This is a genomic window from Skermanella pratensis (assembly GCF_008843145.1).
Taxonomy (GTDB): Bacteria; Pseudomonadota; Alphaproteobacteria; order Azospirillales; family Azospirillaceae; genus Skermanella; species Skermanella pratensis.
Genome location: NZ_CP030265.1, coordinates 1,550,985 through 1,575,010 on the forward strand (window position 1 = coordinate 1,550,985; position 24,026 = coordinate 1,575,010).

Annotated in this window: 26 protein-coding genes; 10 read left to right on the top strand and 16 right to left on the bottom strand. The window is 67.5% G+C overall.

Annotated features, from left to right (window positions below; translation table 11 throughout):
- Positions 1 to 41 precede the first annotated feature (41 nt).
- Genes DPR14_RS07055 through der form a run of 3 tightly spaced genes read left to right on the top strand, consistent with a single transcriptional unit; the run spans position 42 to position 3,555 of the window.
- Positions 42 to 722: a tetratricopeptide repeat protein gene (locus tag DPR14_RS07055; RefSeq protein WP_158044513.1), complete on the top strand. Its 681-nt coding sequence runs from the start codon at positions 42 to 44 to the stop codon at positions 720 to 722.
- Between the two features lie 26 nt (positions 723 to 748).
- The gene (locus DPR14_RS07060) at positions 749 to 2,116 is read left to right on the top strand and encodes an outer membrane protein assembly factor BamB family protein (RefSeq protein ID WP_158044514.1); all 1,368 of its coding nucleotides are present in this window, start codon (positions 749 to 751) and stop codon (positions 2,114 to 2,116) included.
- Between the two features lie 53 nt (positions 2,117 to 2,169).
- Positions 2,170 to 3,555: a ribosome biogenesis GTPase Der gene (der, locus tag DPR14_RS07065; protein WP_158044515.1), complete on the top strand. Its 1,386-nt coding sequence runs from the start codon at positions 2,170 to 2,172 to the stop codon at positions 3,553 to 3,555.
- A 33-nt stretch (positions 3,556 to 3,588) separates the two neighbouring features.
- Here the strand turns inward: der and DPR14_RS07070 are convergent, their stop codons facing one another.
- From DPR14_RS07070 to DPR14_RS07105, 8 genes are all read right to left on the bottom strand, one after another.
- Complete coding sequence (locus DPR14_RS07070; RefSeq protein ID WP_158044516.1) at positions 3,589 to 4,095, bottom strand: arsinothricin resistance N-acetyltransferase ArsN1 family A; 507 nt, start codon at positions 4,093 to 4,095, stop codon at positions 3,589 to 3,591.
- Positions 4,096 to 4,125: 30 nt separating this feature from the next.
- The gene (locus DPR14_RS07075) at positions 4,126 to 4,833 is read right to left on the bottom strand and encodes an SDR family NAD(P)-dependent oxidoreductase (protein WP_158044517.1); all 708 of its coding nucleotides are present in this window, start codon (positions 4,831 to 4,833) and stop codon (positions 4,126 to 4,128) included.
- Between the two features lie 51 nt (positions 4,834 to 4,884).
- Positions 4,885 to 6,342 (bottom strand): amidophosphoribosyltransferase, encoded by a 1,458-nt coding sequence (gene purF / locus DPR14_RS07080; protein ID WP_158044518.1) that lies wholly within the window; start codon positions 6,340 to 6,342, stop codon positions 4,885 to 4,887.
- Between the two features lie 41 nt (positions 6,343 to 6,383).
- On the bottom strand, positions 6,384 to 7,085 hold the full coding sequence (locus tag DPR14_RS07085) for a CvpA family protein (protein WP_158044519.1): 702 nt from the start codon (positions 7,083 to 7,085) through the stop codon (positions 6,384 to 6,386).
- Between the two features lie 41 nt (positions 7,086 to 7,126).
- Complete coding sequence (gene radA, locus DPR14_RS07090) at positions 7,127 to 8,536, bottom strand: DNA repair protein RadA (RefSeq protein WP_158044520.1); 1,410 nt, start codon at positions 8,534 to 8,536, stop codon at positions 7,127 to 7,129.
- Positions 8,537 to 8,762: 226 nt separating this feature from the next.
- Positions 8,763 to 9,587, bottom strand: coding sequence for an ABC transporter ATP-binding protein (locus DPR14_RS07095; protein WP_158044521.1), 825 nt, complete (start codon positions 9,585 to 9,587; stop codon positions 8,763 to 8,765).
- A 5-nt stretch (positions 9,588 to 9,592) separates the two neighbouring features.
- Complete coding sequence (locus DPR14_RS07100; RefSeq protein WP_158044522.1) at positions 9,593 to 10,366, bottom strand: MlaE family ABC transporter permease; 774 nt, start codon at positions 10,364 to 10,366, stop codon at positions 9,593 to 9,595.
- A gap of 252 nt (positions 10,367 to 10,618) precedes the next feature.
- Positions 10,619 to 12,130, bottom strand: coding sequence for a replicative DNA helicase (locus DPR14_RS07105; RefSeq protein WP_246148958.1), 1,512 nt, complete (start codon positions 12,128 to 12,130; stop codon positions 10,619 to 10,621).
- A 212-nt stretch (positions 12,131 to 12,342) separates the two neighbouring features.
- On the opposite strand from DPR14_RS07105, the gene DPR14_RS07110 reads away from it, so the two are divergent.
- Entirely contained in the window at positions 12,343 to 12,747 is a 405-nt protein-coding gene (locus DPR14_RS07110; protein WP_158044524.1) for a hypothetical protein, read from the top strand.
- A 130-nt stretch (positions 12,748 to 12,877) separates the two neighbouring features.
- On the top strand, positions 12,878 to 13,063 hold the full coding sequence (locus tag DPR14_RS07115) for a hypothetical protein (RefSeq protein ID WP_158044525.1): 186 nt from the start codon (positions 12,878 to 12,880) through the stop codon (positions 13,061 to 13,063).
- A gap of 100 nt (positions 13,064 to 13,163) precedes the next feature.
- On the opposite strand, the gene rplI is transcribed toward DPR14_RS07115, so the two are convergent.
- The 4 genes from rplI to rpsF are packed head-to-tail and all read right to left on the bottom strand — an operon-like array spanning position 13,164 to position 15,465.
- Positions 13,164 to 13,739: a 50S ribosomal protein L9 gene (rplI, locus tag DPR14_RS07120; RefSeq protein WP_158044526.1), complete on the bottom strand. Its 576-nt coding sequence runs from the start codon at positions 13,737 to 13,739 to the stop codon at positions 13,164 to 13,166.
- Positions 13,740 to 13,741: 2 nt separating this feature from the next.
- Positions 13,742 to 14,689 carry a DUF2232 domain-containing protein gene (locus DPR14_RS07125; RefSeq protein WP_158044527.1) on the bottom strand — a complete coding sequence of 316 codons (948 nt, stop codon included), beginning with the start codon at positions 14,687 to 14,689 and terminating at the stop codon, positions 13,742 to 13,744.
- A gap of 45 nt (positions 14,690 to 14,734) precedes the next feature.
- Positions 14,735 to 15,001, bottom strand: coding sequence for a 30S ribosomal protein S18 (rpsR, locus tag DPR14_RS07130; RefSeq protein WP_158044528.1), 267 nt, complete (start codon positions 14,999 to 15,001; stop codon positions 14,735 to 14,737).
- On the bottom strand, positions 14,998 to 15,465 hold the full coding sequence (gene rpsF / locus DPR14_RS07135; RefSeq protein WP_158044529.1) for a 30S ribosomal protein S6: 468 nt from the start codon (positions 15,463 to 15,465) through the stop codon (positions 14,998 to 15,000). The genes rpsR and rpsF overlap by 4 nt, the downstream gene beginning before the upstream one ends.
- 352 nt (positions 15,466 to 15,817) lie before the next feature.
- Here rpsF and fabD point away from each other — a divergent pair, with 352 nt between their 5' ends.
- From fabD to mltG, 5 genes are all read left to right on the top strand, one after another.
- A complete protein-coding gene (gene fabD / locus DPR14_RS07140) occupies positions 15,818 to 16,762 on the top strand; it encodes an ACP S-malonyltransferase (RefSeq protein ID WP_158044530.1) in 945 nt (314 codons plus the stop codon).
- A gap of 52 nt (positions 16,763 to 16,814) precedes the next feature.
- Complete coding sequence (gene fabG / locus DPR14_RS07145) at positions 16,815 to 17,552, top strand: 3-oxoacyl-[acyl-carrier-protein] reductase (protein ID WP_158044531.1); 738 nt, start codon at positions 16,815 to 16,817, stop codon at positions 17,550 to 17,552.
- 177 nt (positions 17,553 to 17,729) lie between these two features.
- Positions 17,730 to 17,969: an acyl carrier protein gene (locus DPR14_RS07150; RefSeq protein WP_158044532.1), complete on the top strand. Its 240-nt coding sequence runs from the start codon at positions 17,730 to 17,732 to the stop codon at positions 17,967 to 17,969.
- A gap of 122 nt (positions 17,970 to 18,091) precedes the next feature.
- A complete protein-coding gene (gene fabF, locus DPR14_RS07155; RefSeq protein WP_158044533.1) occupies positions 18,092 to 19,357 on the top strand; it encodes a beta-ketoacyl-ACP synthase II in 1,266 nt (421 codons plus the stop codon).
- Between the two features lie 7 nt (positions 19,358 to 19,364).
- Complete coding sequence (mltG, locus tag DPR14_RS07160) at positions 19,365 to 20,357, top strand: endolytic transglycosylase MltG (RefSeq protein ID WP_158044534.1); 993 nt, start codon at positions 19,365 to 19,367, stop codon at positions 20,355 to 20,357.
- Positions 20,358 to 20,366: 9 nt separating this feature from the next.
- Here mltG and DPR14_RS07165 read toward each other — a convergent pair whose 3' ends face one another.
- The 4 genes from DPR14_RS07165 to DPR14_RS07180 are packed head-to-tail and all read right to left on the bottom strand — an operon-like array spanning position 20,367 to position 23,971.
- Positions 20,367 to 21,050 (bottom strand): HdaA/DnaA family protein, encoded by a 684-nt coding sequence (locus tag DPR14_RS07165; RefSeq protein WP_343038713.1) that lies wholly within the window; start codon positions 21,048 to 21,050, stop codon positions 20,367 to 20,369.
- Positions 21,047 to 22,135, bottom strand: coding sequence for an AI-2E family transporter (locus DPR14_RS07170; protein WP_158044535.1), 1,089 nt, complete (start codon positions 22,133 to 22,135; stop codon positions 21,047 to 21,049). The genes DPR14_RS07165 and DPR14_RS07170 overlap by 4 nt, the downstream gene beginning before the upstream one ends.
- A complete protein-coding gene (locus DPR14_RS07175; RefSeq protein WP_158044536.1) occupies positions 22,132 to 22,692 on the bottom strand; it encodes a CDP-alcohol phosphatidyltransferase family protein in 561 nt (186 codons plus the stop codon). Before DPR14_RS07175 ends, DPR14_RS07170 begins: the two co-directional genes overlap by 4 nt.
- A 19-nt stretch (positions 22,693 to 22,711) precedes the next feature.
- On the bottom strand, positions 22,712 to 23,971 hold the full coding sequence (locus DPR14_RS07180) for a DUF2066 domain-containing protein (protein ID WP_192499331.1): 1,260 nt from the start codon (positions 23,969 to 23,971) through the stop codon (positions 22,712 to 22,714).
- Positions 23,972 to 24,026 lie beyond the last annotated feature (55 nt).

The following is a 24,026-nucleotide window of genomic DNA, read 5'->3' on the forward strand; positions in this document are numbered from 1 at the left end:
GCATGAGGACCGGCGGACTTCGTCTGCCCGGAAAAAGCTATATGACCGATATCTTCCGCGAAGTTGACGAAGAGCTTCGCCGCGATCGATTGGAAAAGCTCTGGAAGCGGTATGGCGTGCTGATCGTGGCCGCCGTGCTCGTCGCCGTCGTCGGTACCGCGGGCTTCATGGCGTGGCGCAACTGGCAGCAGTCGCAGGCCGAGATCCAGACCCAGCAACTGGCCGACGCGCTCCGCCTGGCCGGTGCGCCGGACGGGCAGGGCGGCACCGCGGGCGGCAATCCCGAGGCTGCGGCCGATGCGCTCTCCGCCTTCGCGGGGCAGACGGGTGCCGGACCGGGTACGCTGGCCCGCTTCTACGAGGCGGGGCTGCGCGCCCGCGAGGGCAATGGCGAGGCCGCGGTCTCGATCTATGACCAGCTCGCGCAGTCCTCCGAGGTGGCGCAGGTCTACCGCGATCTCGCGACGGTGCTGTCGGTCATGCATCAGGTCCAGTCCGGGGACCCGGGTCAGCTTCGCGCCCGGCTCCAGCCGCTGACCGCGGAGGTCAGTCCGTGGCGCCATTCTGCTCGCGAGTTGACCGCCCTGCTGGCGATTCGCGCCGGCGACCGCGATGCGGCCGCCAAGCTTTTCGCCCAGCTCCAGGGCGATGCCTCCGCCCCCTCCGGTGTCCGCAACCGCGCCACCGAACTCGCCGCCCTCTACGCTGTCGAGCCGCAATGACCCAACGCTGCGCCCCATCGTCTTCCATGTCCGTTGTTGGCCGGCCCGTTTGCCGGTCCGTCACCAGCTCGCTGAGCGCCAGGCTGCTGGCGGCGTGCATGGTGACCCTGTCCCTGGCCGGCTGCGGCTCAGGAAGCTGGTTCGGCGACAGCGAGCCGCCGCCGCTTCCCGGCGAGCGGATTTCCGTGCTTCGGCTGGAACGGCAGCTGGAGCCGGATCCGCGCCTGGCCGATCTCCGGGTCGAGTTGCCGGCGCCGGTGGCGAACGCGGCTTGGCCCCAGGCCGGCGGCAATCCCGACCATGCCATGGGCCATCCGGCCCTGGCGGCACAGCCCCGTCAGGCCTGGACCGCGGACATCGGCGCCGGTTCGTCCAGCGACACGCGCCTGCTCGCCCAGCCTGTGGTGGCCGGCGGGCGGGTCTATACCCTCAACACCGATTACGAACTGACCGCCTTCGATACGGCCACCGGACGCCAGGTCTGGCAGGTCGGCGTCGAGCGCGAGAACGAATCCGGCGGCGCGCTGGGCGGCGGGGCCGCCTTCGCCGAAAACAGGCTGTTCGTGACCACCGGGTATGGCGAGTTGCTGTCGGTCGATCCCGTCTCCGGCGCGATCGGCTGGCGGACCCGGGTTCCCGGTCCGGTGCGGTCCGCGCCGTCCATCGCGAACGGCCGGGTGTTCGTCATCACGGTGGACAACCAGCTGATCGCCTATTCGGCCAGCGACGGCGCCACCCTGTGGACCCACACCGGCATCCTGGAGACCGCGGGGCTGCTGGGCGCCGCAAGCCCGGCGGTGGATGGAACGATCGTTGCCGCCCCCTATTCCTCCGGCGAGCTGTTCGCCCTGCGGGCGGAGAACGGACGGGTCGCCTGGTCGGACAACCTGGCCGCCGTGCGGCGGGTCGGAGCCTTGTCCAATCTCGCCGACATCCGCGGCATGCCCGTGATCGACCGTGGGCTGGTGGTGGCCGTCAGCCACAGCGGCCGTATGGTCGGGATCGATGAGCGGACAGGCGGACGCGCCTGGGAGCAGGAGATCGGCGGGGTCGATACCCCGTGGGTCGCGGGCGACTTCATCTTCGTGCTCACCAACGACAATGAGGTGATAGCGCTCACCCGCCAGTCCGGCCGGATTCGCTGGGTCGCCCCGCTGGCACGCTACGAGGATCCCCAGGACCGCAGCGGCCCGATCATCTGGACCGGTCCGGTGCTGGCCGGGGGCCGCCTGTGGCTGGCCAATTCCGTCGGCGACCTGGTGGCGCTGTCTCCCGAGGACGGGCGGGAGCAGCAGCGCTTCGAACTCCCGGACGGCGCGTTCATTTCGCCGGTGGTGGCCGACGGCACGCTCTACGTCCTGACCAACGACGGTACCCTGGTCGCCTATCGCTGAGGCGGCCGATTATTGGAGTGGTGGAGCCGTTCGCGGCTCCCTACATGGAAGCAATGTCCCTAACCGTCGCGATCATCGGCCGGCCCAATGTCGGCAAGTCCACCCTGTTCAACCGGCTCGTCGGCAAGAAGCTGGCGCTGGTGGACGATACCCCCGGCGTCACCCGTGACTGGCGCGCGGCACCGGCCCGGCTGGCCGGCATCGACCTGACCGTGATCGACACCGCCGGGCTGGAAGAAGCCTTCGACGACAGCCTCGAGGCTCGCATGCGCCGCCAGACCGAGCGGGCGATCGATGAGGCGGACGTCGCCCTTCTGCTGATCGATGCCCGTGCCGGCGTCACGCCGCTGGACCAGCACTTCGCGACTTGGCTCCGCAAGGGCAAGACTCCGGTCATCCTGCTGGCCAACAAGTGCGAGGGCCGGGCCGGGGCACCGGGTCTATACGAGGCGTTCGAGCTTGGCTTGGGTGAGCCGGTGCCGATCTCCGCCGAGCATGGCGAGGGGTTGGCGGAACTGGTCGAAGCGCTGCTCCCCTATGTGCCGCCCGAGGAGACGCAGCCGGACGCCGAGCAGGACGAGGCCGGCAGTGATCCGGCAGCGCGCGAGGGCGGCAAGCCGGAACCGCTGCGTCCGCTCCAGCTCGCGATTGTCGGCAGGCCCAACGTGGGCAAGTCGACCCTGCTGAACAGCCTTGTCGGCGAGGAGCGGGTCCTGACCGGTCCCGAGGCCGGCATGACCCGCGACGCCATCACCGTCGAGTGGACCTACAAGGACAGGCCGATCCGGCTGGTCGATACCGCCGGGATGCGCAGGAAGTCGCGGGTGGACGACAAGCTGGAGAAGCTGGCCGTCGCGGACGCCTTGCGGGTGATCCGGCTTGCCCAGGTGGTCGTGCTGGTGGTCGATGCGGAGGCGATCCTGGACCACCAGGACTTGACGATCGCCCGGATGGTGCTGGACGAGGGGCGCGCCCTGGTCATCGCGGTCAACAAGTGGGATATCGTGACCGACCGCGCCGGCACTCTCAAGCAGATCGACGACAAGCTGCAGTCGCAGCTCGCGCAGGTCCGGGGTATCCCCGTGGTCACCCTGTCCGCCTTGCGCCGCCAGCGGCTCGACGCCCTGCTCGACGCCGTGCTGGACATCTACGAGATCTGGAACAGGCGCGTCGGCACGTCGGACCTGAACCGATGGCTGGCCGGCATGACCGAGGCGCATCCGCCGCCGGCGGTCGAGGGGCGGCGGATCAAGATCCGCTACATGACGCAGGTGAAGGCCCGCCCACCCACCTTCGCGCTGTGGGTCAGCAAGCCGCTGGACCTTCCGGAGACCTATCTCCGCTATCTGGTGAACGGACTGCGGGACGCGCTCAACCTGCCCGGGGTGCCGATCCGCATGCTGACACGCAAGGGCAAGAATCCTTATGCCGAAGACTGACCACTCGCGGCCGAACCGATAGCGCCGGCTCGATCAAGTCAGGTTTTCCTCGATCAGCCGTTCGACGACCACGACATCGCGCCATACCCCGTCCAGCTTGCCGTGCTTCAGGTATGTCCCCACCTCGCGGAAGCCCACGGCGGCGCAGGCGCGGCGGCTGGCGCCGTTCTCGGTGAAGATGCGGGAAACCAGTTTCCAGTATCCGGCTTGGCGGGCCGCCTCGATCAACCCGGTCAGCGCTGCGCGTCCGGCACCCCGTCCGCGCTCACCGCGGGCGACATAGACCGAGAACTCGGCGATACCCCCGTAGCAGCCCCGGGACCGGTAGGATGAGGTGGAGGCGAAGGCGACGACCTTCCCGTCGTCCTCCGCCACGACGATCGGGTAGGGACCGAGAGGGCCGGTCGCGTCGAGCCAGGCCCGGATCTGCTCGACCGTCCGGGGCTCGGTCTCGAAGGTTCCGATCCGGTCGGCGATGCCCTGGTTATAGATCTCGGTGATCGAACCGGCATCGGCCAGGGTGGCGGGGCGGATCAGCATGGCGGCGTCGGAGCGGGGGCGGAGCCTGGGTCAGACGGAAACGACCTCGCCGTGAAGCCGACAGGCGGGCTCGGCCAATTCGACGAAGCGGCCCGTGATCTCCTCCGGGGCGGGATGGATCATCGGGTCTTCGCCGGGGAAGCCGTGGGCCCGCATCTTGGTCCGCACCACGCCGGGGTCGAGCAGGTTCACCTTCAGCGGCGAGAGCGCCACCTCCAGGGCATACATCTTGACCATCATCTCCAGCGCGGCCTTGCTCGCGGCGTAGGCGCCGAAATAGGCCACCGCGCTTCGGGCCACGCCCGAGGTCACGAACATCGCGCGGCCGGCATCCGACCCGCGCAGGAGCCTGTCGAGGCTCCGGATCAGCCGGTAGTTGGCGGTGACGTTGAGCCCGAAGACACGTTCCCAGGTCTTGGGCGCGTAGTGCGAGATCGGGCTGAGGTCGCCCAGCATCGCCGCATTGCCGACCAGGATGTCGAGCCGCCCGAACCGCTCGAAGATCGATTGGCCAAGCTGGTCGATCTTGTCGAAATCCATCAGGTCGACCGGCACCAGCGTCGCGGTGCCGCCCTTGGCGCGGACCCGGTCGTCGACCTCCTCCAGCCCGCCGACGGTGCGGGCAGCGAGGATGACGTGCGCCCCCTCGGCGGCGAAGCGTTCCGCCACGGCGGCGCCGATGCCTCGGGAAGCGCCGGTGATCAGGGCGACGCGGTTCGACAGTCGGGGTTCGGACATGAAGGCTGTTCTCGTGGTCAGGTATCTGGATGGGCAGGTTTTCGGACGGGATCAGCCGCGCGCTTCGGCGCGGTAGGTGATCTCCGACGTTTCGCCCGGAGTGTCCCGGTCGAGCAGCGGGATCGGATAATCCCCGGTGAAGCAGGCGTCGCAATACTGCGGCCGGGCGTTGTTGCGGCCCGGCTCGTTGACCGCTTTGTACAGGCCGTCGATCGAGATGAAGGCCAAGCTGTCGGCGCCGATATACTTGGCCATCTCGGCGATCGAATACTTGTGGGCCAGCAGCTTCTCCTTCTTGGGCGTATCGACGCCGTAGAAGCAGGCGTGGCTGGTCGGCGGGCTGGAGATCCGCATATGGACCTCGCGGGCGCCGGCCCGGCGCACCATCTCGATGATCTTGATCGAGGTCGTGCCGCGGACGATGCTGTCGTCCACCAGGACGACCCGCTTGCCCTCGATCATGTGGCGGTTGGCATTGTGCTTCAGCTTGACGCCCAGGTTGCGGATCTGGTCGGTCGGCTCGATGAAGGTGCGGCCCACATAGTGGTTGCGGATGATGCCCAGCTCGAAGGGGATGCCGCTTTCCGCCGCATAGCCGATCGCCGCCGGCACGCCGCTGTCCGGCACCGGGATGACCACGTCGGCATCGACGGCGCTCTCCCGCGCCAGCTCCATGCCGATGCGCTTGCGCGCCTCGTAGACCGAATTGCCCTCCATCACGCTGTCGGGCCGGGCGAAGTAGATGTATTCGAAGATGCAGAATCGGCGGTGCTGCGGCAGGAACGGGCGCAGGCTGTGGACGCCGGAACTGTCCAGGACGATCATCTCGCCCGGCTCCACGTCGCGGACGAAGTCGGCGCCGATGATGTCGAGGGCGCAGGTCTCGCTGCACAGCACATGGCTGTCGCCGACCCGCCCCAATACCAGGGGCCGCACGCCCAGGGGGTCGCGGACGCCGATCACCATGTCCTTGGCCAGCGCGATCAGCGAGTATGCGCCTTCCACCTGGCGGAGCGCCTCGACCATGCGGTCGATCACCGACCCGCTGCGGGCGGTCGCCATCAGGTGGACGATCACTTCCGTGTCGGTGGTGGACTGGAACAGGCAACCGCGCCGGACCAGCTGCCGTCGAAGCATCAGCGCATTGGTCAGGTTGCCGTTGTGCGCCAGGGCGAAGCCGCCGAACTCGAAATCGGCGAACAGTGGCTGGACGTTGCGCAGGATCGTGTCGCCGCTCGTGGCGTAGCGGACATGCCCGATTCCGGCATGGCCGCGCAGCTTGGCGATGACCGACTGCGAGCTGAAATTGTCCCCGACCTGCCCCATGGCATGCTGGATATGGTAGTGTTCGCCATCGAAGGTGACGATGCCTGCCGCCTCCTGCCCACGGTGCTGAAGCGCGTGAAGACCGAGCGCCGCGACGGCAGCCGCCTCACCGTGGTTGTAAACGCCGAACACCCCGCACTCTTCGCGCAGCTTGTCGTCATCGAACGGATGGGTCGTCAACATGGGTGCTAAACCCTTTCGCGGGGTTTGTGAACTGTAGGCTGTCAGCGGTTGGTCTCGATCAGGCGGTCGAGTTCGGTTCGGTCACGGTCTTTATACCCCGAGTCGGGCACCTGCGCACCCGCGTTCGTCGCGGCTGCCGGCGTCGGCCGCGGAGTGGAAAGGCGCTTCAGGGCTTCCTCCTGGATCGCGCGGCTGGCCATGTCAGCGGCTGCCTTGGCCGCGGCGGCGCCGGACGCTGACTCGACCGCCGGCCCGGTGCGGCCCGGCACCAGGTTGCGCAGCATCTCGGCCCCGGTCTGGATCACCGGCATGGTCCTCGCGTCCCGAAGCCAACGCGGCTGCTCCGTGGGCGGGAAGACCCATGTCACCGAGATATAGGCAAGGCAGACGATCACCGCACCCCGGGCGATGCCGAAAACGAAACCGAGGGAGCGGTCCACGGCGCTCAGCGCCGATCCGCGCACGCCCTTCGAGATCTGGTGGCTGAGGATCGACAGCAGGATCAGGGACGTGACGAACACCGCCAGGCCGGCCACGCCCTTGGCGATCAGGTCCTTGGCGACGACCTGCTGGACCAGCGGCAGGACATGGGGGAACAGGTACAGGGTCGCGAAGGCGGCGCCGACCCAGGCGCCGACCGACAGCACCTCGCGGACCAGTCCGCGCGCGAAGGCCAGCAGGGCCGACAGCAGCAGGATGACGATGACGGCGATATCGGTCGGGTTGATTGATGTCGAGTCCATGTCGGGGATCCGTCACGTCATCTGGTGGATCAGGGGAGGCATCAGGCCCGTCCGCGTCCGGCGGACGCCGCGGCGCGGGGTTCCTGGAACATCGGGATCAGATCCTCCAGGTGGGCCAGTTCGATCCTGCGGATCCCGACATCGGCGCGGCTGCCGGACTTCCGGCTGCGCTGGGTCGGCATCAGGGACTTTTCGAAGCCGAGCTTCGCGGCTTCCTTCAGGCGGACATCGGTCTGGCTGACCGCGCGGATCTCGCCCGACAGCCCTATCTCGCCGAACACCACCGTATCGGCCGGCACCGGTTCCCCTGTCAGCGACGACACCAACGCCGCCGCGACAGCCAGATCGGCGGCGGGTTCGCCGATCCGCAGGCCGCCGGCCACGTTCAGGTAGACGTCGTTGGCGCCGATCGCGACCCCGCAGCGCGCCTCCAGCACGGCGAGCACCATGGCGAGCCTGCCGCCGTCCCAGCCGACCACCGCTCGGCGCGGCGTGCCGAGCGGGGAGGGGGCGACCAGGGCCTGGATCTCGACCAGCACCGGACGGGTTCCTTCAAGCCCGGCGAACACGCAGGCGCCGGAAACGTCTCCGCGCCGCTCCGCCAGGAACAGTTCCGACGGGTTGGACACTTCGGTCAGGCCGGAGTCGGTCATCTCGAACACGCCGATCTCGTCGGTCGGGCCGAAGCGGTTCTTGACCGCGCGGAGAATTCGGAACTGGTGGCCGCGCTCCCCTTCGAAATAGAGCACGGTGTCGACCATATGCTCCAGCACCCGTGGGCCCGCAATCGTGCCTTCCTTGGTCACGTGCCCGACCAGCACCAGGATGATGCCGCGCCGCTTGGCGACCCGGATCAGCTCCTGGGCCGAGGCGCGCACCTGGGCGACCGTGCCGGGCGCGCTGTCCAGCGTGTCCACGTACATGGTCTGGATCGAGTCGATGATGCACAGGCCCGGCGCGTCGGCGGCGTCGAGTGAGGCGACGATGTCGCGGACGTTGGTCGCGGCGGCCAATTCCACCGCGGAGTCGCTGGTGCCGAGGCGCGCGGCGCGCATCCTGACCTGATCGACCGCTTCCTCCCCCGAGATGTAGGCGCACCGCAGGTTCCGGGCGAGGCTGCAGACGACCTGGAGCAGAAGGGTGGATTTGCCGATACCGGGATCGCCGCCAACCAGCAGTGCCGATCCCGGCACCATGCCGCCGCCGCAGACGCGGTCATATTCCGCGATGCCGGTGATGCGCCGGGGAGCCCTCTCGGAAACGCCCTTCAGGTCGACGAAGTCGATCCGGCGGCCGGTGCCGGCCGTGCGGCCCAACCCCTTGGGAGCGCTTTCCGGAACCGTCTCTTCCACGAGGGTGTTCCACTCGCCGCAAGCGTCGCACTTGCCGCTCCATTTGGGAGAGCTGGCGCCGCAGGCCTGGCAGACATAACGTGTGTTGGAACGGGCCAATGTAACCGGGTTCTCGACATGTTTGCGGTGCAGCAATGGATAGCACGCGCGAACATTCCGACCTATGGGAAACACCAGGCTGGGAAACATTCGGCGCGAGACTTTGCCCCGGGCTGTGCCCAGCCCGGGGACTAACCTGAAAACGCTCGATGCTTATCGAAACAGGGTTTATTTAAGATGAACAGAATAGGAATACCAGAGGCCGGCCCAGGGTCGAGGCCGCGGGTCAGGGTTGCATGACCTCCATCTGGATCGGCCCGTCGGCGCGCCCGTGGATGAACTGGTCGACATAAGGATTGCCGGAATTGTCAATTTCCGACACCGGGCCGTTCCAGATGATCCTGCCCTTGTAGATCATCGCGATCCGGTCGGCGATCTTGCGGGCGCTCGCCATGTCGTGGGTGATCGACAACGCGGTGGCGCCCAGGTCCTTGACGCATTTGGTGATCAGGTCGTTGATCACGTCGGCCATGATCGGATCGAGGCCGGTGGTCGGCTCGTCGAAGAAGATGATCTCCGGCTGTGTGGCGATCGCGCGGGCCAAGGCGACGCGCTTCTGCATGCCGCCGGACAGTTCGGCGGGGAACAGTTCCGCCACTTCCTTGGCGAGGCCGACCGAGGCCAGCTTCTCGATCGCGATCTCCCGCGCCTTGCCCCGGGGCATCTTCTCGCCCTGGATCAGCCCGAAGGCGACGTTCTCCCACACCGGCAGGCTGTCGAACAGGGCGGCCCCCTGGAACAGCATGCCGAACTTGCGCATCACCCGCTCGCGGTCGCGCGGGCCGAGGTTGGCCGTCTCCTCCCCGTCGATCCGGATCGAACCGCTGTCTGCCAGCATCAGGCCGAGCGCGCATTTCAGCATCACGGACTTGCCGGTGCCCGAGCCGCCGATAACCACCAGCGATTCGCCCTGGCCGACCTCCAGGTCCACGCCGTTCAGCACGTGCTTGTCGCCGAAGGATTTGTGGACGCCGGACAGCTTCAGCTTGGGCGTCACGGTCCGGGTTCCGGGCGCGGCGTCGGCGGGCCTGCCTTCTGCGGTATGTGTCATGGCGCTCATCGCGAAAAGAACAGGCCGGTGATCAGGTAGTTGAACACCAGGATCAGGATGGAGGAGGAGACGACCGCGTTGGTCGTCGCGGCACCCACGCCCTGGGCGCCGCCGCGCGACTGGTAGCCGTGGTAGCAGCCCATCAGCGCGATCACGAACCCGAAGACCGCCGCCTTGACCAGGCCGGAGATGACGTCCATCGGCACCAAGTACTCCCAGGTGCGCCCGATATAGGCGGCCGGGTTGAAGTCCAGCCGGTAGACGCCGATCAGAAAGCCGCCGAACACGCCGATGATGTCGGCCACCAGGACCAGCAGCGGCAGCATGGTGAGGCCGGCGATGAGGCGGGGCACCACCAGATACTTGAACGGGTTTGTCGCCAGCGTGGACAGGGCGTCGACCTGCTCGGTCACCCTCATGGTCCCGATCTCCGCCGCCATCGAGGCGCCGATGCGGCCGGCGACCATCAAACCGGCGAGCACCGGCCCCAACTCGCGGGTGACGGAGAGCACCACCACGGTCGCGACGGCCCCCTCCGCCTGGAAGCGGGCGAAGCCGGTATAGCTCTGCAGGGCCAGCACCATGCCGGTGAAAAGGGCGGTCAAACCGACGACCGGCAGCGAATAGTAGCCGATGTCGATCATCTGGCGCCCGATCAGGCGCAGGTAGAACGGCGGCCGGAAACAGTGCGAGACGGCGACGCCCGTAAACAGCATAAGCCGGCCGGTCGCTTCCAGAAATACCAGGAAGGCGCGGCCGGTCGTGGTCAGGAAGCCCATTGATCCCCCGTGGCAGCCTAGCGGGTGGCGGTTCCGCTCACCCACACCCCCGTGCCGGGCACGACACTCGGGCCGAACGCGTCGAGGGAACGGCTGAAACCCTGCACCTAACCTGCTGGTGCCGTTGCAACTTTACCTCCGCGCGCAACCTTGTGCGGCGCACCCTAGCCAACCGTCATAACACTGTCAACGGTGGGGGAAGAGACCTTACGGCGGCGCTTCCCCCCTTTCGGATGCCGCTGGCCGACGCCGTCACTCGTAGTCGCCGCCACTGCCGGGATGATTCTGGTCCAGATCGCCGAACTTGGTGTACTGGCCGTCGAAGAACAGGCGCACCGTGCCGATCGGCCCGTGGCGCTGCTTGGCGATGATGACTTCGCCGGTGTTGTGGACTTCGCCCAGGCGCTGCTGCCAGCGCTGGTAGCGGTCGTTGAACTTGTCGTCGGCCTCGTCGGGCCGCCGGCTCGGTTCGGCGCGCTCCAGGTAATACTGTTCGCGGAAGACGAACATGACCACGTCGGCGTCCTGCTCGATCGATCCGGACTCGCGCAGGTCGGAAAGCTGGGGCCGCTTGTCCTCGCGCTGCTCGACGGCGCGGGAGAGCTGGGACAGGGCCATGACCGGGACGTCGAGTTCCTTGGCGATGGCCTTCAGGCCGCGGGTGATCTCGGAGATCTCCTGCACCCGGTTCTCGTTGCCCTTGCCTCCGGAGCCGCGCAGCAGCTGAAGGTAGTCGACTACGATCAGCCCGAGGCCGCCCGACGTGCGAGCCAGTCGGCGAGATCGGGTCCGGACCGCCGCGATGCTCAGTGCCGGCGTGTCGTCCACATAAAAGGGAACGCGCGACAGGATGCTGCTGGCTTCCGAGAAGCGCTGGAAGTCTTCCGGCTTCAGGTCGCCGCGCCGGATCTTCTCCGAAGCAACCTGCGCCTCGTCGGCCAGGATACGGGTTGCCAGCTGCTCGGCCGACATTTCCAGCGAGAAGAAGGCGACTCCGGCGCCTTCCTTGCCGTCGGTGCGCAGGTGGGCCTTGGCTGCGGCGAACGCGATGTTGGTCGCGAGCGCCGTCTTGCCCATGGACGGACGCCCGGCGAGGATCAGCAGGTCGCTGGGATGGAGGCCGCCCAGCTTGCGGTCCAGGTCGATCAGGCCGGTGGTGACGCCGGTGACCTGGCTGTCCCGCTTGAACGCCTCCTCCGCCATCTCGATGGCGACTCGGAGCGACTGGCTGAACGGCTGGAAGCCGCCCTGGATGTCGCCGGTCGTCGCCAGGTCGAAGAGCTTCTTCTCCGCCCCTTCGATCTGTTCGAGCGCCGCACCCTCGAGGTTGTGGCTGTAGGCCTCGTTGACCATGTCCTCGCCCATGTCGATGAGCTGGCGGCGGAGGTACATGTCGTGGATGATTCGGCCGTAGTGCTCGGAATTGACCACCGAGACCACGCTGCCGGCCAGTTCGGCCAGGTAGCCGACGCCTCCGACGCTGTCGAGCGCCGGATCGCCTTCGAAATAGCGCTTCAGCGTGATCGGGTCGGCGACCTCGCCGCGCTGGACCAGGGTATGGATCGTCTCGAAGATTCGGCTGTGGACCGGATCGTAGAAATGCTCCGGCTTCAGAAACTCGCCGACCTTCTCGTAGGCCTTGTTGTTGGTCAGGATCGCGCCCAGCAGGCTCTGCTCAGCCTCGGCGTTGTGCGGGGTGAGTCGGTAGCTGGGGCGTCGTCCGGCAGCATCCGCGGGGCGGGCGGCGCGAGGATCAGTGGTCATCGTTTCCATGTCGGGAAGACTAGCAGAGCGGGCCGGGCCGAGATAGTCGCCGCGGCTGTGGACAGCTTGTGGAACCCGGCGAGTGAAGTTATCCACAGGCTGTGAAGATGGCGGAAATTAGCTCTCGCCATGAGGATTTCCGGATGCGATCATGCGTCGAGGCATGGGTGTATTAACCATGCCATCGACCGCGTTAAGGAAGGATTGGTTGAGTGGCCCGGAAATCCGACGGCGATAGCCGCCCGACGGCGGCTCAGGTGGAGCTGGCCCGGCTGGTGGCGGACCGGCACGACTTGCGGCTTCCGACCGGGTTCGAGAGCGACGGGATCTGGACGGGCAAGTTCCTCGACGTCTTCGCTTACGACACCGAGGTGGAGGAGGATGTCTTCCGCCGGGTCCGTAACCTCGTCCAGTATGTCCGCGAAGGGCGCGACATCCCCGAGATGGCGCGCAAGGTCGGGCTTCGCCCGGACCAGGTCGAGTTCATGATCTCCGTGCTGCGCTGGTCGGACTACGACATGGAGGAGGTGGTCGAGGATTTCGACAACGACCCGGAGGACGCCGCCTGGCGCGACATGGACCGCGAGGTGGAGGCACGTTCCTACGAGTATCGTTGAGGGGCCGCCGATGGCGCGGGCTCCGGTCTTCCGGGGCCTTCGGGAGTTCGCCCCTGCGAATGCGGCATTAGGTTTGTCGCAACAACTGTCCGGATAGCCTGTTGGACCGGACAGTTGTTGAGAGGATCCGATGCAGTATCACGAACAGAATGAAGACGGGAAAGATGCCGGCGGCCATATCGGAGCGGCTGCCGGCCTTATCATCGGCATCGTGCTGGGCTCGGTGATGTTGAACTTCACGGGTCCGGATGTTTCGGGCAACCCGGCCTCGGACTCGGCGTTGACACGACAGCTCCAGACGCTGACCCACGGCTGACGATCATTTCCAAGGGGTAACCTGAAAACACGGAAAGCGCGCCGGCTGCCACAGCCGGCGCGCTTTCGCATGGGAGCAATGGATGGTCCGGCGACGCCGATCAGGCGTTGTCGGCTTCCTCTTCCTCTCCGGCAGCGGCGGCGGCGGCAGCCGCTTCCGCCTCTTCCTCGTCGGCCAGCAGGTCGGCCGTGGTGACCATGCCGCCGCGCTGGGCCTGCATTTCGGCCTCTTCCAGCGAGCGGGCGACGTTCACCTTGACGTTCACGCTCACCTCGGGGTGGAGGATGAGGCGCACGTCGAACAGGCCGAGGCTCTTGATCGGGTCGCTGATGGCGACCTGGTTCCGCTCGACGGTGAAGCCGTTGGCGGTCACCGCCTCGGCGATGTCGCGGCCGTTGACCGAACCGTACAGCATGCCCGACTCGGCGGCCTGACGGGTGATGACGACGGCCAGCCCCTTCATCTTGCCGGCCACTTCCTCGGCTTCCTTGCGGCGCTCCAGGTTCTGCGCCTGAAGCTGGGCCTTCTGCGTCTCGAAGAAGGCGAGGTTCGCCTTCGTCGCGCGCAGCGCCTTCTTCTGCGGCAGCAGGAAGTTGCGCGCATAGCCGGGCCGAACCTTGACGACCTGACCCATCTGGCCGAGCTTCTCGACCCGCTCCAACAGAACGATATCCATGACTAACTCCCCTGATCCGGGCCGGTCCGGGAGAACCGCCGGCGCAGCCCGGCCCATTGCTCAATCACACCAAGGCCGACGACCATGGCGATCGGCCAGCCGGACACCAGCAAAAAAAAGTAAAACACCATCAGCAGCAGGGTCCGGGCCTGCCGCCCGCCGGCGAAGGCGTGAACCACCGCCAGCCCGGCGAAGAAGAACGGTACCAGCAGCACGATCGCCGCGTTGAGCCCCAGGTATCCCAGCTGCCCCTCGCCGCCCAGCAGGGCCAGGACGCCGGCCACCGCCAGAAGTATCGGGGTCCAGTTCGGCAGCTCAACTTCCGCGACCCGCATCGCGGGACGGAGATTGCGGCCGAACCGCATCAGCACCCCCTGGGCCAGGGCCGCGTTGATGATCGCCATCGTGAGCCACGAGACCACCACCATGCCGGGGAACACCTGCGCGAACCCGTCGATCAGATCGCCCAGCGGTTCCTCCGCCTCGGCGGTGCCGGCGGCGGCGTCGCCGAACGCGAGGCTCAGGAACTGCCGCACCGATCCTTCGAGGCCGCCCGGATCCCCGAGCGTCAGCAGGGCCGCCAGCGCCAGTCCCACCAGGCCCAGCCCGGTCAGGACCACCAGCAGCAGTCCGGGCGGGTACCATTCCAGGGTGCCGTCGGGAGCGGCCCGGGCCAGCAGCGCCTGCCGGACGATCACCGCCACCACGATCCCGTTGGCCAAGCCATAGGACAGGCCAAAGAGCGGGCCGCCGAACCCGGCGACCGCCAGGATCGCGACGGTCACGGCGATCACGAACGGCCGCAGTCCCAGTCCCAGCCCAACCATCAGCAGCGGGAGCGGCCCCAGATAGGCCAGGATGACCGTGCCCAGGCCGCCGGCCGTCACGGAAAGATAAAGCAGCGCGCTGAGCACGCCACCGCCGATCGCCATCAGCAGGGCATTAGGCATGGCGCCGCTCCATTCCCCCGTAAACCGACCCGGTCGCCCGAGTGCTTACTTCACGACGTAGGGCAGCAGGGCCAGGAAACGGGCGCGCTTGATCGCCCGCGCCAGCTCGCGCTGCTTCTTGGTGGACACCGCGGTGATTCGGCTCGGCACGATCTTGCCGCGCTCGGAAATGAAGCGCGAGAGCAGCTTGATGTCCTTGTAGTCGATCGTCGGAGCGTTCGGACCCGAGAAAGGGCAGGTCTTGCGGCGGCGGAAGAACGGACGACGCGGACCGCCGCCCGAGCGGCCACCAGGGGACGGTGCGGCACTCATGCCTGCTCTCCTTCGAATTCAGTGCGGCGGGGAGGACGGGGCGCGCGGTCGCCACGATCGCCGCGGTCACCACGATCGCCGTCGAAACGGCGGCCGCCGCGGTCGCCACGATCACCGCGGTCGCCACGATCGCTCCGCTCGTTGCGGCTCTGCATCATGGCGGACGGGCCGGGCTCCAGCTCGTCGACGCGAACCGTCATGTAGCGCAGCACGTCTTCGCTGATGCTCATGTTGCGCTCCATCTCGGCGACGGCCGGGGCGGGGGCGACAAGATTGAACAGGACGTAGTGGCCCTTGCGGTTCTTCTTGATCTTGTAGGTGAGGGTCTTCAGACCCCACTGCTCGGTCTTGGCAACCTCGCCACCGTTCTCGCGGATGATGTTCGAGAAGGTTTCGGTCAGCTGCTCGACCTGCGCGGACGAGATGTCCTGGCGTGCGATGAACACGCACTCGTAATTCGCCATTTGGTCTCCCCATGGCTGTTAGCGGTCCGGCGCTGCGGTCCGGCGAAATGCCGGAGTCAGCCGCCCGGGCCTAGCCGGACGCTTGGCGTGCGCCGGCAAGGAGCTTTGGAAGCGGCGCACTATACACACCCGCGCCGGCGGAGCAAGCGAATAAGCTTGACAGCGGGGAACTGCGGCATCTTCGCTTCGGAGCGAGTTGCCGGGCCGCTTCAAGTGCAGTGCAGCATACGGTTCGCGGCGCAACCGTTCGCATCGCCGTTTAGCCCGGCCTTGACTTCATTCCGCCAGGCGGTATGACTATCGGCCATTTTGGCGCCTCCCCAAGGCGCCATTCAATTATACGGGTACAGTGATGACGCGCGCATTCGTCTTTCCGGGCCAGGGCAGCCAGGCGGTCGGCATGGGCCGGGAACTCGCCGATGCCTTTCCGGTCGCCCGTCACACCTTCGAGGAGGTGGACGAGGCGCTGCAACAGAACCTGTCCCGCCTGATGTTCGAAGGTCCCGAGGGCGACCTGACCCTGACCGAGAACGCGCAGCCGGCGCTGATGGCGGTCAGCGTCGCCGTCCTGCGCGTGCTGGAACGTGAAGGCGGGGTCGAGCTGCACAAGGCCGCGGCCTTCGTCGCCGGCCACTCGCTCGGGGAATACTCGGCGCTGGCCGCCGCCGGCACCTTCAGCCTGTCCGACACCGCGCGCCTGCTGAAACTGCGCGGCCAGGCCATGCAGAAGGCGGTTCCGGTGGGCGAGGGCGCCATGGCGGCGCTGCTCGGGCTCGACCTCGCGGCGGCGCAGGAAGTCGCGGCCGAAGCGGCACAGGGCGAGGTCTGCTCGACCGCCAACGACAACGCGCCCGGCCAGGTGGTGGTCAGCGGCCACCGGGCGGCGGTCGAGCGCGCGATCGCGATCGCGGCGGGGCGGGGCGCCAAGCGGTCGATCCTGCTGCCGGTCAGCGCGCCGTTCCATTGCGAGCTGATGGCGCCGGCCGCCGAATCGATGGCCGAGGCGCTCGCCAACGTGGAACTGCGCGGCCCGGTGGTTCCGGTCGTCGCCAACGTCTCCGCCGAGGCGGTGGTCAGCCCGGACGAGATCCGCCGCCTGCTGGTCGATCAGGTCACCGGGCTGGTGCGCTGGCGCGAAAGCGTCCTGTTCATGAAGGGGCAGGGGGTCGACACCCTGGTCGAGCTGGGCTCGGGCAAGGTCCTGAGCGGCCTCGCCAAGCGCATCGACCGGGAAATCTCCGGCCTGTCGGTCCAGGGGCCGGCCGACATCGAGACTTTCCTCAAGACCGTCTCCTGAATCCCGCACCCTACCGGCTGCTTCGCGCCGCACGTTGATTTCGAGGCCATCGATGTTCGATCTGACAGGTAAATCCGCGCTGGTGACCGGCGCTTCCGGCGGAATCGGCGCCGCCATCGCGCGTGCCCTGCATGCCCAGGGGGCCGCGGTCGCCCTGTCCGGCACCAAGGTCGAGGCGCTGGAGGCGCTCGCGGCGGAACTGGGCGGACGCGCCTTCGTGGTGCCGGCCAACCTCGGCGACACGGCCGCCACCGAGGCCCTTGTCAAGAATGCCGAAGCCGCCATGGGGCAGGTCGACATCCTGGTCAACAACGCGGGATTGACCCGCGACGGCCTGGCCATGCGGATGAAGGACGAGGACTGGCAGCTGGTTCTGGACGTCAACCTGACGGCGGGCTTCAGGCTGTCGCGCGCGGTGCTGCGCGGGATGATGAAGCGCCGCTGGGGCCGCATCATCGGGATCACCTCGATCGTCGGGGTCACCGGCAATCCGGGGCAGGCCAACTATGCGGCGAGCAAGGCCGGCATGATCGGCATGTCCAAGGCGCTGGCCGCCGAGGTCGCGTCACGCAACATCACCGTGAACTGCGTGGCCCCGGGCTTCATCGCGACCGCGATGACCGACGTGCTGCCCGACGAGCAGAAGCAGAAGCTGACGGGCGCCGTTCCGGCGGGCCGGCTGGGCGATCCGGGCGACATCGCCGCCGGCGTCGTATACCTGGCCAGCGAACAGGCCGGTTACGTAACGGGGCAGACATTGCATATCAACGGCGGCATGGCCATGATCTAGGGAACATGGCGGATCCGCGACGGTTGCCAGCGGGGGATGCTGGTCAACCCCGTTCAAGTGTGTTATGTGACGGCACTTTTCATGGGGCCGACACTAACGGGTTGGGCCGATAATATCTGGTGTCCAGACGTCGGGGCTCACCCCAATCAAACGAAAGATTTGGGAAGGTTTGTAAAGATGAGTGACATCGCCGATCGCGTGAAGAAGATCGTCATCGAACACTTGGGCGTCGAAGAGTCCAAGGTCACCGAAAATGCCAGCTTCATCGACGATCTGGGCGCCGACAGCCTGGACACGGTCGAGCTGGTCATGGCGTTCGAAGAAGAGTTCGGGTGCGAGATCCCCGACGACGCCGCCGAGAAGATCCTGACCGTCAAGGACGCGATCGATTTCATCAAGGCGAACGCCGCGGCCTGAGCCCCGGTACAGAGTAGGGGCCCGGCCAGGTCGGCGACCTGGCCGACCGAAGCCCCTGCCGTTCACTCCCTGGCCTTACCAAGGCATTGGCTTTCCAAGCCACGAGCAGTTCAGGATTGATCATGAGACGTGTCGTCGTAACCGGTCTCGGGATGGTGTCGCCCCTCGGGGTCGGCGTTCAGAACAACTGGGAACGTCTCATCAAGGGCGAGTCCGGCCTGCGCGCCATCACGTCGTTCGACGTTTCCGACCTGCCGGCCAAGATCGCCGGCCAAGTGCCGCGCGGTCCGACCGCCGAGGGTCTGTTCAACGCGGACGACCATGTATCGACCAAAGACCAGCGTAAGATGGACGAGTTCATCGTGCTGGCCATCGCAGCCGCCCGCGAAGCGGTCGCCGACAGCGGCTGGGAGCCGCAGACCGACGAGCAGCGGGAGGCCACCGGCGTCATGATCGGCTCCGGCATCGGCGGCCTGATCGGCATCTATGAGGGTTCCATCACCCTTCACGAGAAGGGCCCGCGCCGGATCTCCCCCTTCTTCATCCCCGCCAGCCTGATCAACCTGGCTTCCGGCCACGTTTCGATCATGTACGGCTTCAAGGGACCGAATCATTCGGCCGTCACCGCCTGCTCGACCGGCGCGCACGCCATCGGCGACGCCGCGCGCCTGATCATGTGGGAAGACGCCGACGTCATGCTGGCCGGCGGCACCGAGGCGGCGGTCAGCCGCCTGGGCATCGCCGGCTTCGCGGCGGCCCGCGCGCTTTCGACCGGCTACAACGACCGTCCGTCCGAAGCGTCGCGCCCCTATGACAAGGGCCGGGACGGCTTCGTGATGGGCGAGGGCTCCGGCGTCCTCGTGCTCGAGGAGCTGGAGCACGCGAAGCGCCGCGGCGCCAAGATCTATGCCGAGGTGACCGGCTACGGCCTGTCCGGCGACGCCTACCACATCACTTCCCCGCCGGAAGACGGCAACGGGGGCTTCCGATCGATGCGCAACGCCCTGAAGCGGGCCGGCATCGATCCGTCCGAGATCGACTACGTCAACGCCCACGGCACCTCCACGCCGCTCGGCGACGAAATCGAGCTGGGTGCGGTCAAGCGGCTGTTCGGCCCGGCGATCGAGACGGTCTCCATGTCGTCCACCAAGTCGGCGATCGGTCACCTGCTCGGGGCGGCCGGCGCGGTCGAGGCGATCTTCTCGATCAAGGCAATCAACGACGGCGTGGTTCCGCCGACGCTGAACCTGCAGGATCCTTCGGAGAGCTGCCTGGGCGTCGATCTCGTGCCGAAGCAGGCCAAGGAGAAGCGGGTGAAGGCGGCATTGTCGAACTCGTTCGGGTTCGGCGGCACCAACGCCTCGCTGGTTTTCAAGGAATACAAGTAGGTTCGCCATGCGTCTTGCCGTCCGGGTCGCGATCGGGGCGGTCGTCGTCATCGGCGTGTTCGCCGGCGCGGCGCTGTGGGGTCTCCACCTCGTCAACCGCGCCGGCCCGCTTGAGGCCGACAGCGCCGTCGTGATCCCCCGCAGCAGCGGGCTGGATGCGATCAGCGCATCGCTGACCGAGGCCGGGGTCGTGGACGCGCCGCTGGTCTTCGTGGCCGCCGCCAAGGTCACGGGAGCCAACCGGGCGCTCAAGGCCGGCGAATACGCCTTCCCCGCCCATGTCAGCATTGCCGAAGCCTTGCGCATCCTGCAGAGCGGCAAGACGGTGGTCCGCCGCTTCACCGTTCCTGAGGGGCTGACATCGTCGCAGGTGGTGGCGTTGCTGCGCGACGAACCGTCGATGTCCGGCGAGATCAAGTCCGATCCCGCCGAAGGCGCCCTGCTGCCGGAGACCTATCACTATTCCTGGGGCGACAACCGGGCCGACCTGCTGAAGCGGATGCAGACCGCCATGCAGTCGGCGCTGAAGGCGGCGTGGGACAAGCGCTCCCTGTCGCTGCCGCTGGACAGTCCCGAGCAGGCGCTCGTGCTGGCATCGATCGTCGAGAAGGAGACGAGCGTGCCGCAGGAGCGGGCGAAGGTCGCCGGCGTCTTCGTCAACCGGCTGCTCGCCAGCATGCGGCTCCAGTCCGACCCCACCGTGGTCTATGCGCTGACCCAGGGTGAAGGAGTCCTGGGACGCGCCCTGACGCGGGCCGACTGGAAAATCGAATCGCCCTACAACACCTATGTGGTGGACGGGCTGCCGCCGTCCCCGATCGCCAATCCGGGCAAGGCCGCGCTGGAGGCCGCCATGAACCCGGAACAGCACGACTATATCTATTTCGTCGCCGATGGGACGGGCGGCCATGCCTTCGCCAAGACGCTGGCCGAGCATAACCGCAACGTCAGCCGCTGGCGCGAGGTCATGAAGCGGCAGGGCGACGGCGCCGCGGAGTAGTGCCCGGGTTCACGGCTTGGCCAGTACCCGCCGGGCGAGCGGTACCGTGACGCGCCGGCGAGCGGCCAGCGCCGCCGCGTCCAGGTCGGCGACGAGGCGCCGGGCCGCGTCGAACGACCGCTCCATGTGGGTCACCAGGAAGCTCACCACGTCGGCGCCGACCCGCAACTGCCGGTCGGCGAACAGCTTGACCAGGATCGCCGCCAGAAGCGCGTCGTCCGGCGCGCCCACGGCCACCGCGGGCGCCGCCATCAGCCGGGACCGCAGGTCCGGCAGTTTGATTCCCCACCGGGCGGGCGCCGACTCCGACGTCAGCAGCAGGTGTCCGCCGGTCTCCTGAGCCAGATTGTAGAGATGGAACAGGGCGCGTTCGGCCCGTGCGTCGCCGGTGCCGCGGTCGGCATTGTCGATCACGACGGCTGCTGCCTCGCCCAGCAGTTTCGGCAGGGTTTCGATCCGGAGATCGCCGGGCTCGATCCGGGGCGCCTGGGTGCGGGCGCGCCAGACCTGGGCCAGGTGGGTCTTGCCGCAGCCCGCCGGCCCGAAGATCACCAGCGCCGGCGCCGGCCAGTTGGGCCACAGGTCGAGCCACGCGACCGCCGCCTCGTTGCTGGGCGCCACCAGGAAGTCGTCCGCTCCCATCGCCGGCCGGTGGCCCAGATCCAGGGGGAGCTGCGCCGGGATTCCGGTCACGGCCGCCAAGCCTCGTCCGCGGGGCCGGAATCCGGACCCGAATAGTAGGAGCTTGACAGGTACTGCTGTAGCGCGAAGCGGATAAGCACGCCGATCACCGCCGCTACCGGCACCGCCATCAGCACGCCGACGAAGCCGAACAAGCTGCCGCCCGCGAGCAGCGCGAACATGACCCATACCGGGTGCAGTCCGACCTTGTCGCCGACCAGCTTGGGCGTGAGGAAGTTGCCCTCCACGGCCTGCCCGACCAGGAAGATCACGACCACGACGACGACCGGAGTCCATGTGTCGTACTGGACCAGCGCGATTCCGACGCTCGACACGAAACCGACCAGCGACCCGACATAGGGGACGAAGGACAGCAGCCCGGCGATCGACCCGACCACCAGCCCGAAATTCAGCCCGAAGACCGAGAGGACGACGCCGTAGAACAGCCCGAGCACGAGGCAGACGGTGGCCTGTCCGCGGACGAACCCGGCCAGCGTCCTGTCGATCTCGTTGACCTGGTCCAGGATCGTCGCGGCGTGCTGCCGGGGCAGCCAGCCATGGATGGTCCCGATCATCACGTCCCAGTCGCGGAGCAGGTAGAAGGCGACGATGGGCGTGATGAACAGCAGGGTCAGCACGTCGAACAGGGCGACGCCCCCGGTCACGATCGACTGCAGGACGGTACCGAGCCAGCCGACCACCTCTCCGGCATAGGAACCGACGGCGCTGCGCAACCGCTCCAGGTCCTCGGGCGACAGCTGGGTGAGCAGACCTTCCGCGGTGGGAATGGCCGTGTTGTTCACCCAGGCGACGATGCGCGGCAATGTCTCCACCAGCTGGACCACCTGCGACTGGATCAGGGGCACCAGCAGGATCAGCACGAGGATGAGGCAGAACAGGAAGAACAGCAGGACGCAGGTCGTGGAGAGCCAGCGCGGCGTTCCCATCCGCTCCAGGCGGTCGGCGACCGGATCGAGGAAATAGGCGATCGCCATGCCGGCCACGAAGGGCAGCAGCATGTCGCGCAGCACATAGAGCGTCACGAAAGTGGCGACCGCCGTGATCAGCCAGAAGCGGCGCTGGCGCCGCCAACTCATTTCGTGCCGCCGAGCCGGCTGAGTAGCCGGCTTCCCGTCACCACGTAACCCAGCCCCGACCAGATTGTGGTCGTGGCCACGACCCAGATCATGATCGGCGTGATCCAGGCCAGGTTCACCGGCGGCTCGGTCAATCCCAATCCCGATGTGGACAGGACGAGAGCCGCCAGGGCGATCTGCATGGTCGTATTGACCTTGCTGATGAAGGACGGCTGCATCGCGAACGACTCCTTGAGCGTGTAGAGCAGCAGCACGCCGCCGACGATCAGGATATCGCGAAACACCACCAGGATCACAAGCCAAAGGGGAAGGTAGCCGGTGTGGCCGAGCGCCAGATAGACGCTGACCAGCAGCGCCTTGTCGGCCAGCGGGTCCAGATAGCCGCCCAGCATGGTGCGGGCCCGGAAGGCGCGCGCGATGAACCCGTCCACCGCGTCGGACACGCCGGCGGCGACGAACAGCCAGAACGCCCAGAACAGCTCGCCGTCCAGGATGAGCCACACCGCCAGGGGCACTGACAGCAGGCGCCCCATGGTGATGATGTTGGGAATGCTCATGATGCGTGGACCCGGTCCGTCACCGGAAGGTTCGGCCGACTGGTCCCGATGCCTGCGATCCGACCCAGCGCAACTGCCAGACGGGCCCCGTCTGGTAGACGCCGATCGGCTGCCCGGCCGGCCCCAGCACGGAGACGGGCGCCGCCACCGTTCCCGGAACCGCGGGCAGGCCCGCCTGGGCGGCGCCCTGGTCGAGCGGCAGCGCCTCGGTCAGCTCCAGGTCCTGCTGGGAGAGCGCTGTCCTCAGCACATCCGGGGAGCCCCGGTATGTCAGTTCGACCCTCGCCGCCGTCCGGGTCAGGGACATCAGGTCGGCGCGCGTCACGGTCGGAACCTGGGAAAGCCGCCGCTTGGTCTGGACCCAGTCGTCGAGGCGGGCGATCGGCACGGCCACCTGCATGGTCTGCTCCGGCCCGGCGGCCACGGTATTGGCCTGCCGCCACTTTTCCTCGAGCGAGCGGACGACGGCCGCGACTCCGCCGGCCAGATAGGCGTCCACGGTCTGGCCTGGAGCGGCTGGGACGGTGACGGTATCGCCGCGCTTCGTCCCGTCCGGCGAATAGCGGGTCAGCCTGACGGTGTTGGGCTGGGATGGATCGGGCTCCGCTCCGCGCACGCCCAGCACTGCCACCAGCACGTCGCTGGCACCGTAACGCTCGGCGATCGCGTTGAACCCGCCGGTATCGCCTTCCAGCGCGGTGGCGGCGCTGACGTCGGCGATGTCGGTCAGCTCGCCATAGGGCACGACGATCGGAACCATGCCCTGCGGCGGCGGGAAGTTCTCCCAGGCGGCGCGCCAAGCGCTGCGGTCCTCCCACAGCACCGGTGGATTGCCGGTCGACTGGTAGACCGGCAGCACCAGCACGGGCCGGCTGCGGACCTCGACATAGCTGGCGCCCTTGTCCTGGAGCAGCGTCCGTACGTTCGCCGGGCGGAAGCGTACGGTCAGCGTCGCCAGATAGCGCACGGCCGAACTGCGTTCCCGCTGCACCTCGAAGTCCTGCACCAGCCTTGCTACCTCCAGGTCGCTCAGTTCGGGCGGGCGGGCGCCCGGGACCGGGCTCAGGCGGCCGTAGAGTTCGGCGAACGCCTTGCGCTGGGCCTCGGTGATCGCCCGGTCGCGCGCCGCCGCGGCATTGTCCGCCGTGACGTCGACCGCGACATCCTTCACGGTGAAGATATCGCTGCTTTCCTGAGCCCTTGCCGGGGTGGAAAAAGCCAGCAGGACGATGCCGAGGACTAGCTGGAGCAGGCATGCCAGCGGACGGCGGTGAAGCATTGCAAAGCCTTCCGTTTCGAGTATGTTCGGCCCTTGATGCCGGCCCGTGATGCTG

Coding starts and splice junctions, on each gene's coding strand:
- DPR14_RS07170 (WP_158044535.1), bottom strand. CDS start 22,135: ATGAGTTGGCGGCGCCAGCGCCGCTTCTGGCTGATCACGGCGGTCGCC.
- fabF (WP_158044533.1), top strand. CDS start 18,092: ATGAGACGTGTCGTCGTAACCGGTCTCGGGATGGTGTCGCCCCTCGGG.
- DPR14_RS07095 (WP_158044521.1), bottom strand. CDS start 9,587: ATGACACATACCGCAGAAGGCAGGCCCGCCGACGCCGCGCCCGGAACC.
- DPR14_RS07105 (WP_246148958.1), bottom strand. CDS start 12,130: ATGACCACTGATCCTCGCGCCGCCCGCCCCGCGGATGCTGCCGGACGA.
- DPR14_RS07125 (WP_158044527.1), bottom strand. CDS start 14,689: ATGCCTAATGCCCTGCTGATGGCGATCGGCGGTGGCGTGCTCAGCGCG.
- mltG (WP_158044534.1), top strand. CDS start 19,365: ATGCGTCTTGCCGTCCGGGTCGCGATCGGGGCGGTCGTCGTCATCGGC.
- rplI (WP_158044526.1), bottom strand. CDS start 13,739: ATGGATATCGTTCTGTTGGAGCGGGTCGAGAAGCTCGGCCAGATGGGT.
- DPR14_RS07180 (WP_192499331.1), bottom strand. CDS start 23,971: ATGCTTCACCGCCGTCCGCTGGCATGCCTGCTCCAGCTAGTCCTCGGC.
- DPR14_RS07070 (WP_158044516.1), bottom strand. CDS start 4,095: ATGCTGATCCGCCCCGCCACCCTGGCCGATGCCGGTTCGATCACCGAG.
- rpsF (WP_158044529.1), bottom strand. CDS start 15,465: ATGGCGAATTACGAGTGCGTGTTCATCGCACGCCAGGACATCTCGTCC.
- DPR14_RS07175 (WP_158044536.1), bottom strand. CDS start 22,692: ATGAGCATTCCCAACATCATCACCATGGGGCGCCTGCTGTCAGTGCCC.
- DPR14_RS07115 (WP_158044525.1), top strand. CDS start 12,878: ATGCAGTATCACGAACAGAATGAAGACGGGAAAGATGCCGGCGGCCAT.
- DPR14_RS07100 (WP_158044522.1), bottom strand. CDS start 10,366: ATGGGCTTCCTGACCACGACCGGCCGCGCCTTCCTGGTATTTCTGGAA.
- DPR14_RS07150 (WP_158044532.1), top strand. CDS start 17,730: ATGAGTGACATCGCCGATCGCGTGAAGAAGATCGTCATCGAACACTTG.
- rpsR (WP_158044528.1), bottom strand. CDS start 15,001: ATGAGTGCCGCACCGTCCCCTGGTGGCCGCTCGGGCGGCGGTCCGCGT.
- DPR14_RS07060 (WP_158044514.1), top strand. CDS start 749: ATGTCCGTTGTTGGCCGGCCCGTTTGCCGGTCCGTCACCAGCTCGCTG.
- DPR14_RS07085 (WP_158044519.1), bottom strand. CDS start 7,085: ATGGACTCGACATCAATCAACCCGACCGATATCGCCGTCATCGTCATC.
- fabD (WP_158044530.1), top strand. CDS start 15,818: ATGACGCGCGCATTCGTCTTTCCGGGCCAGGGCAGCCAGGCGGTCGGC.
- DPR14_RS07075 (WP_158044517.1), bottom strand. CDS start 4,833: ATGTCCGAACCCCGACTGTCGAACCGCGTCGCCCTGATCACCGGCGCT.
- fabG (WP_158044531.1), top strand. CDS start 16,815: ATGTTCGATCTGACAGGTAAATCCGCGCTGGTGACCGGCGCTTCCGGC.
- DPR14_RS07055 (WP_158044513.1), top strand. CDS start 42: ATGACCGATATCTTCCGCGAAGTTGACGAAGAGCTTCGCCGCGATCGA.
- purF (WP_158044518.1), bottom strand. CDS start 6,342: ATGTTGACGACCCATCCGTTCGATGACGACAAGCTGCGCGAAGAGTGC.
- der (WP_158044515.1), top strand. CDS start 2,170: ATGTCCCTAACCGTCGCGATCATCGGCCGGCCCAATGTCGGCAAGTCC.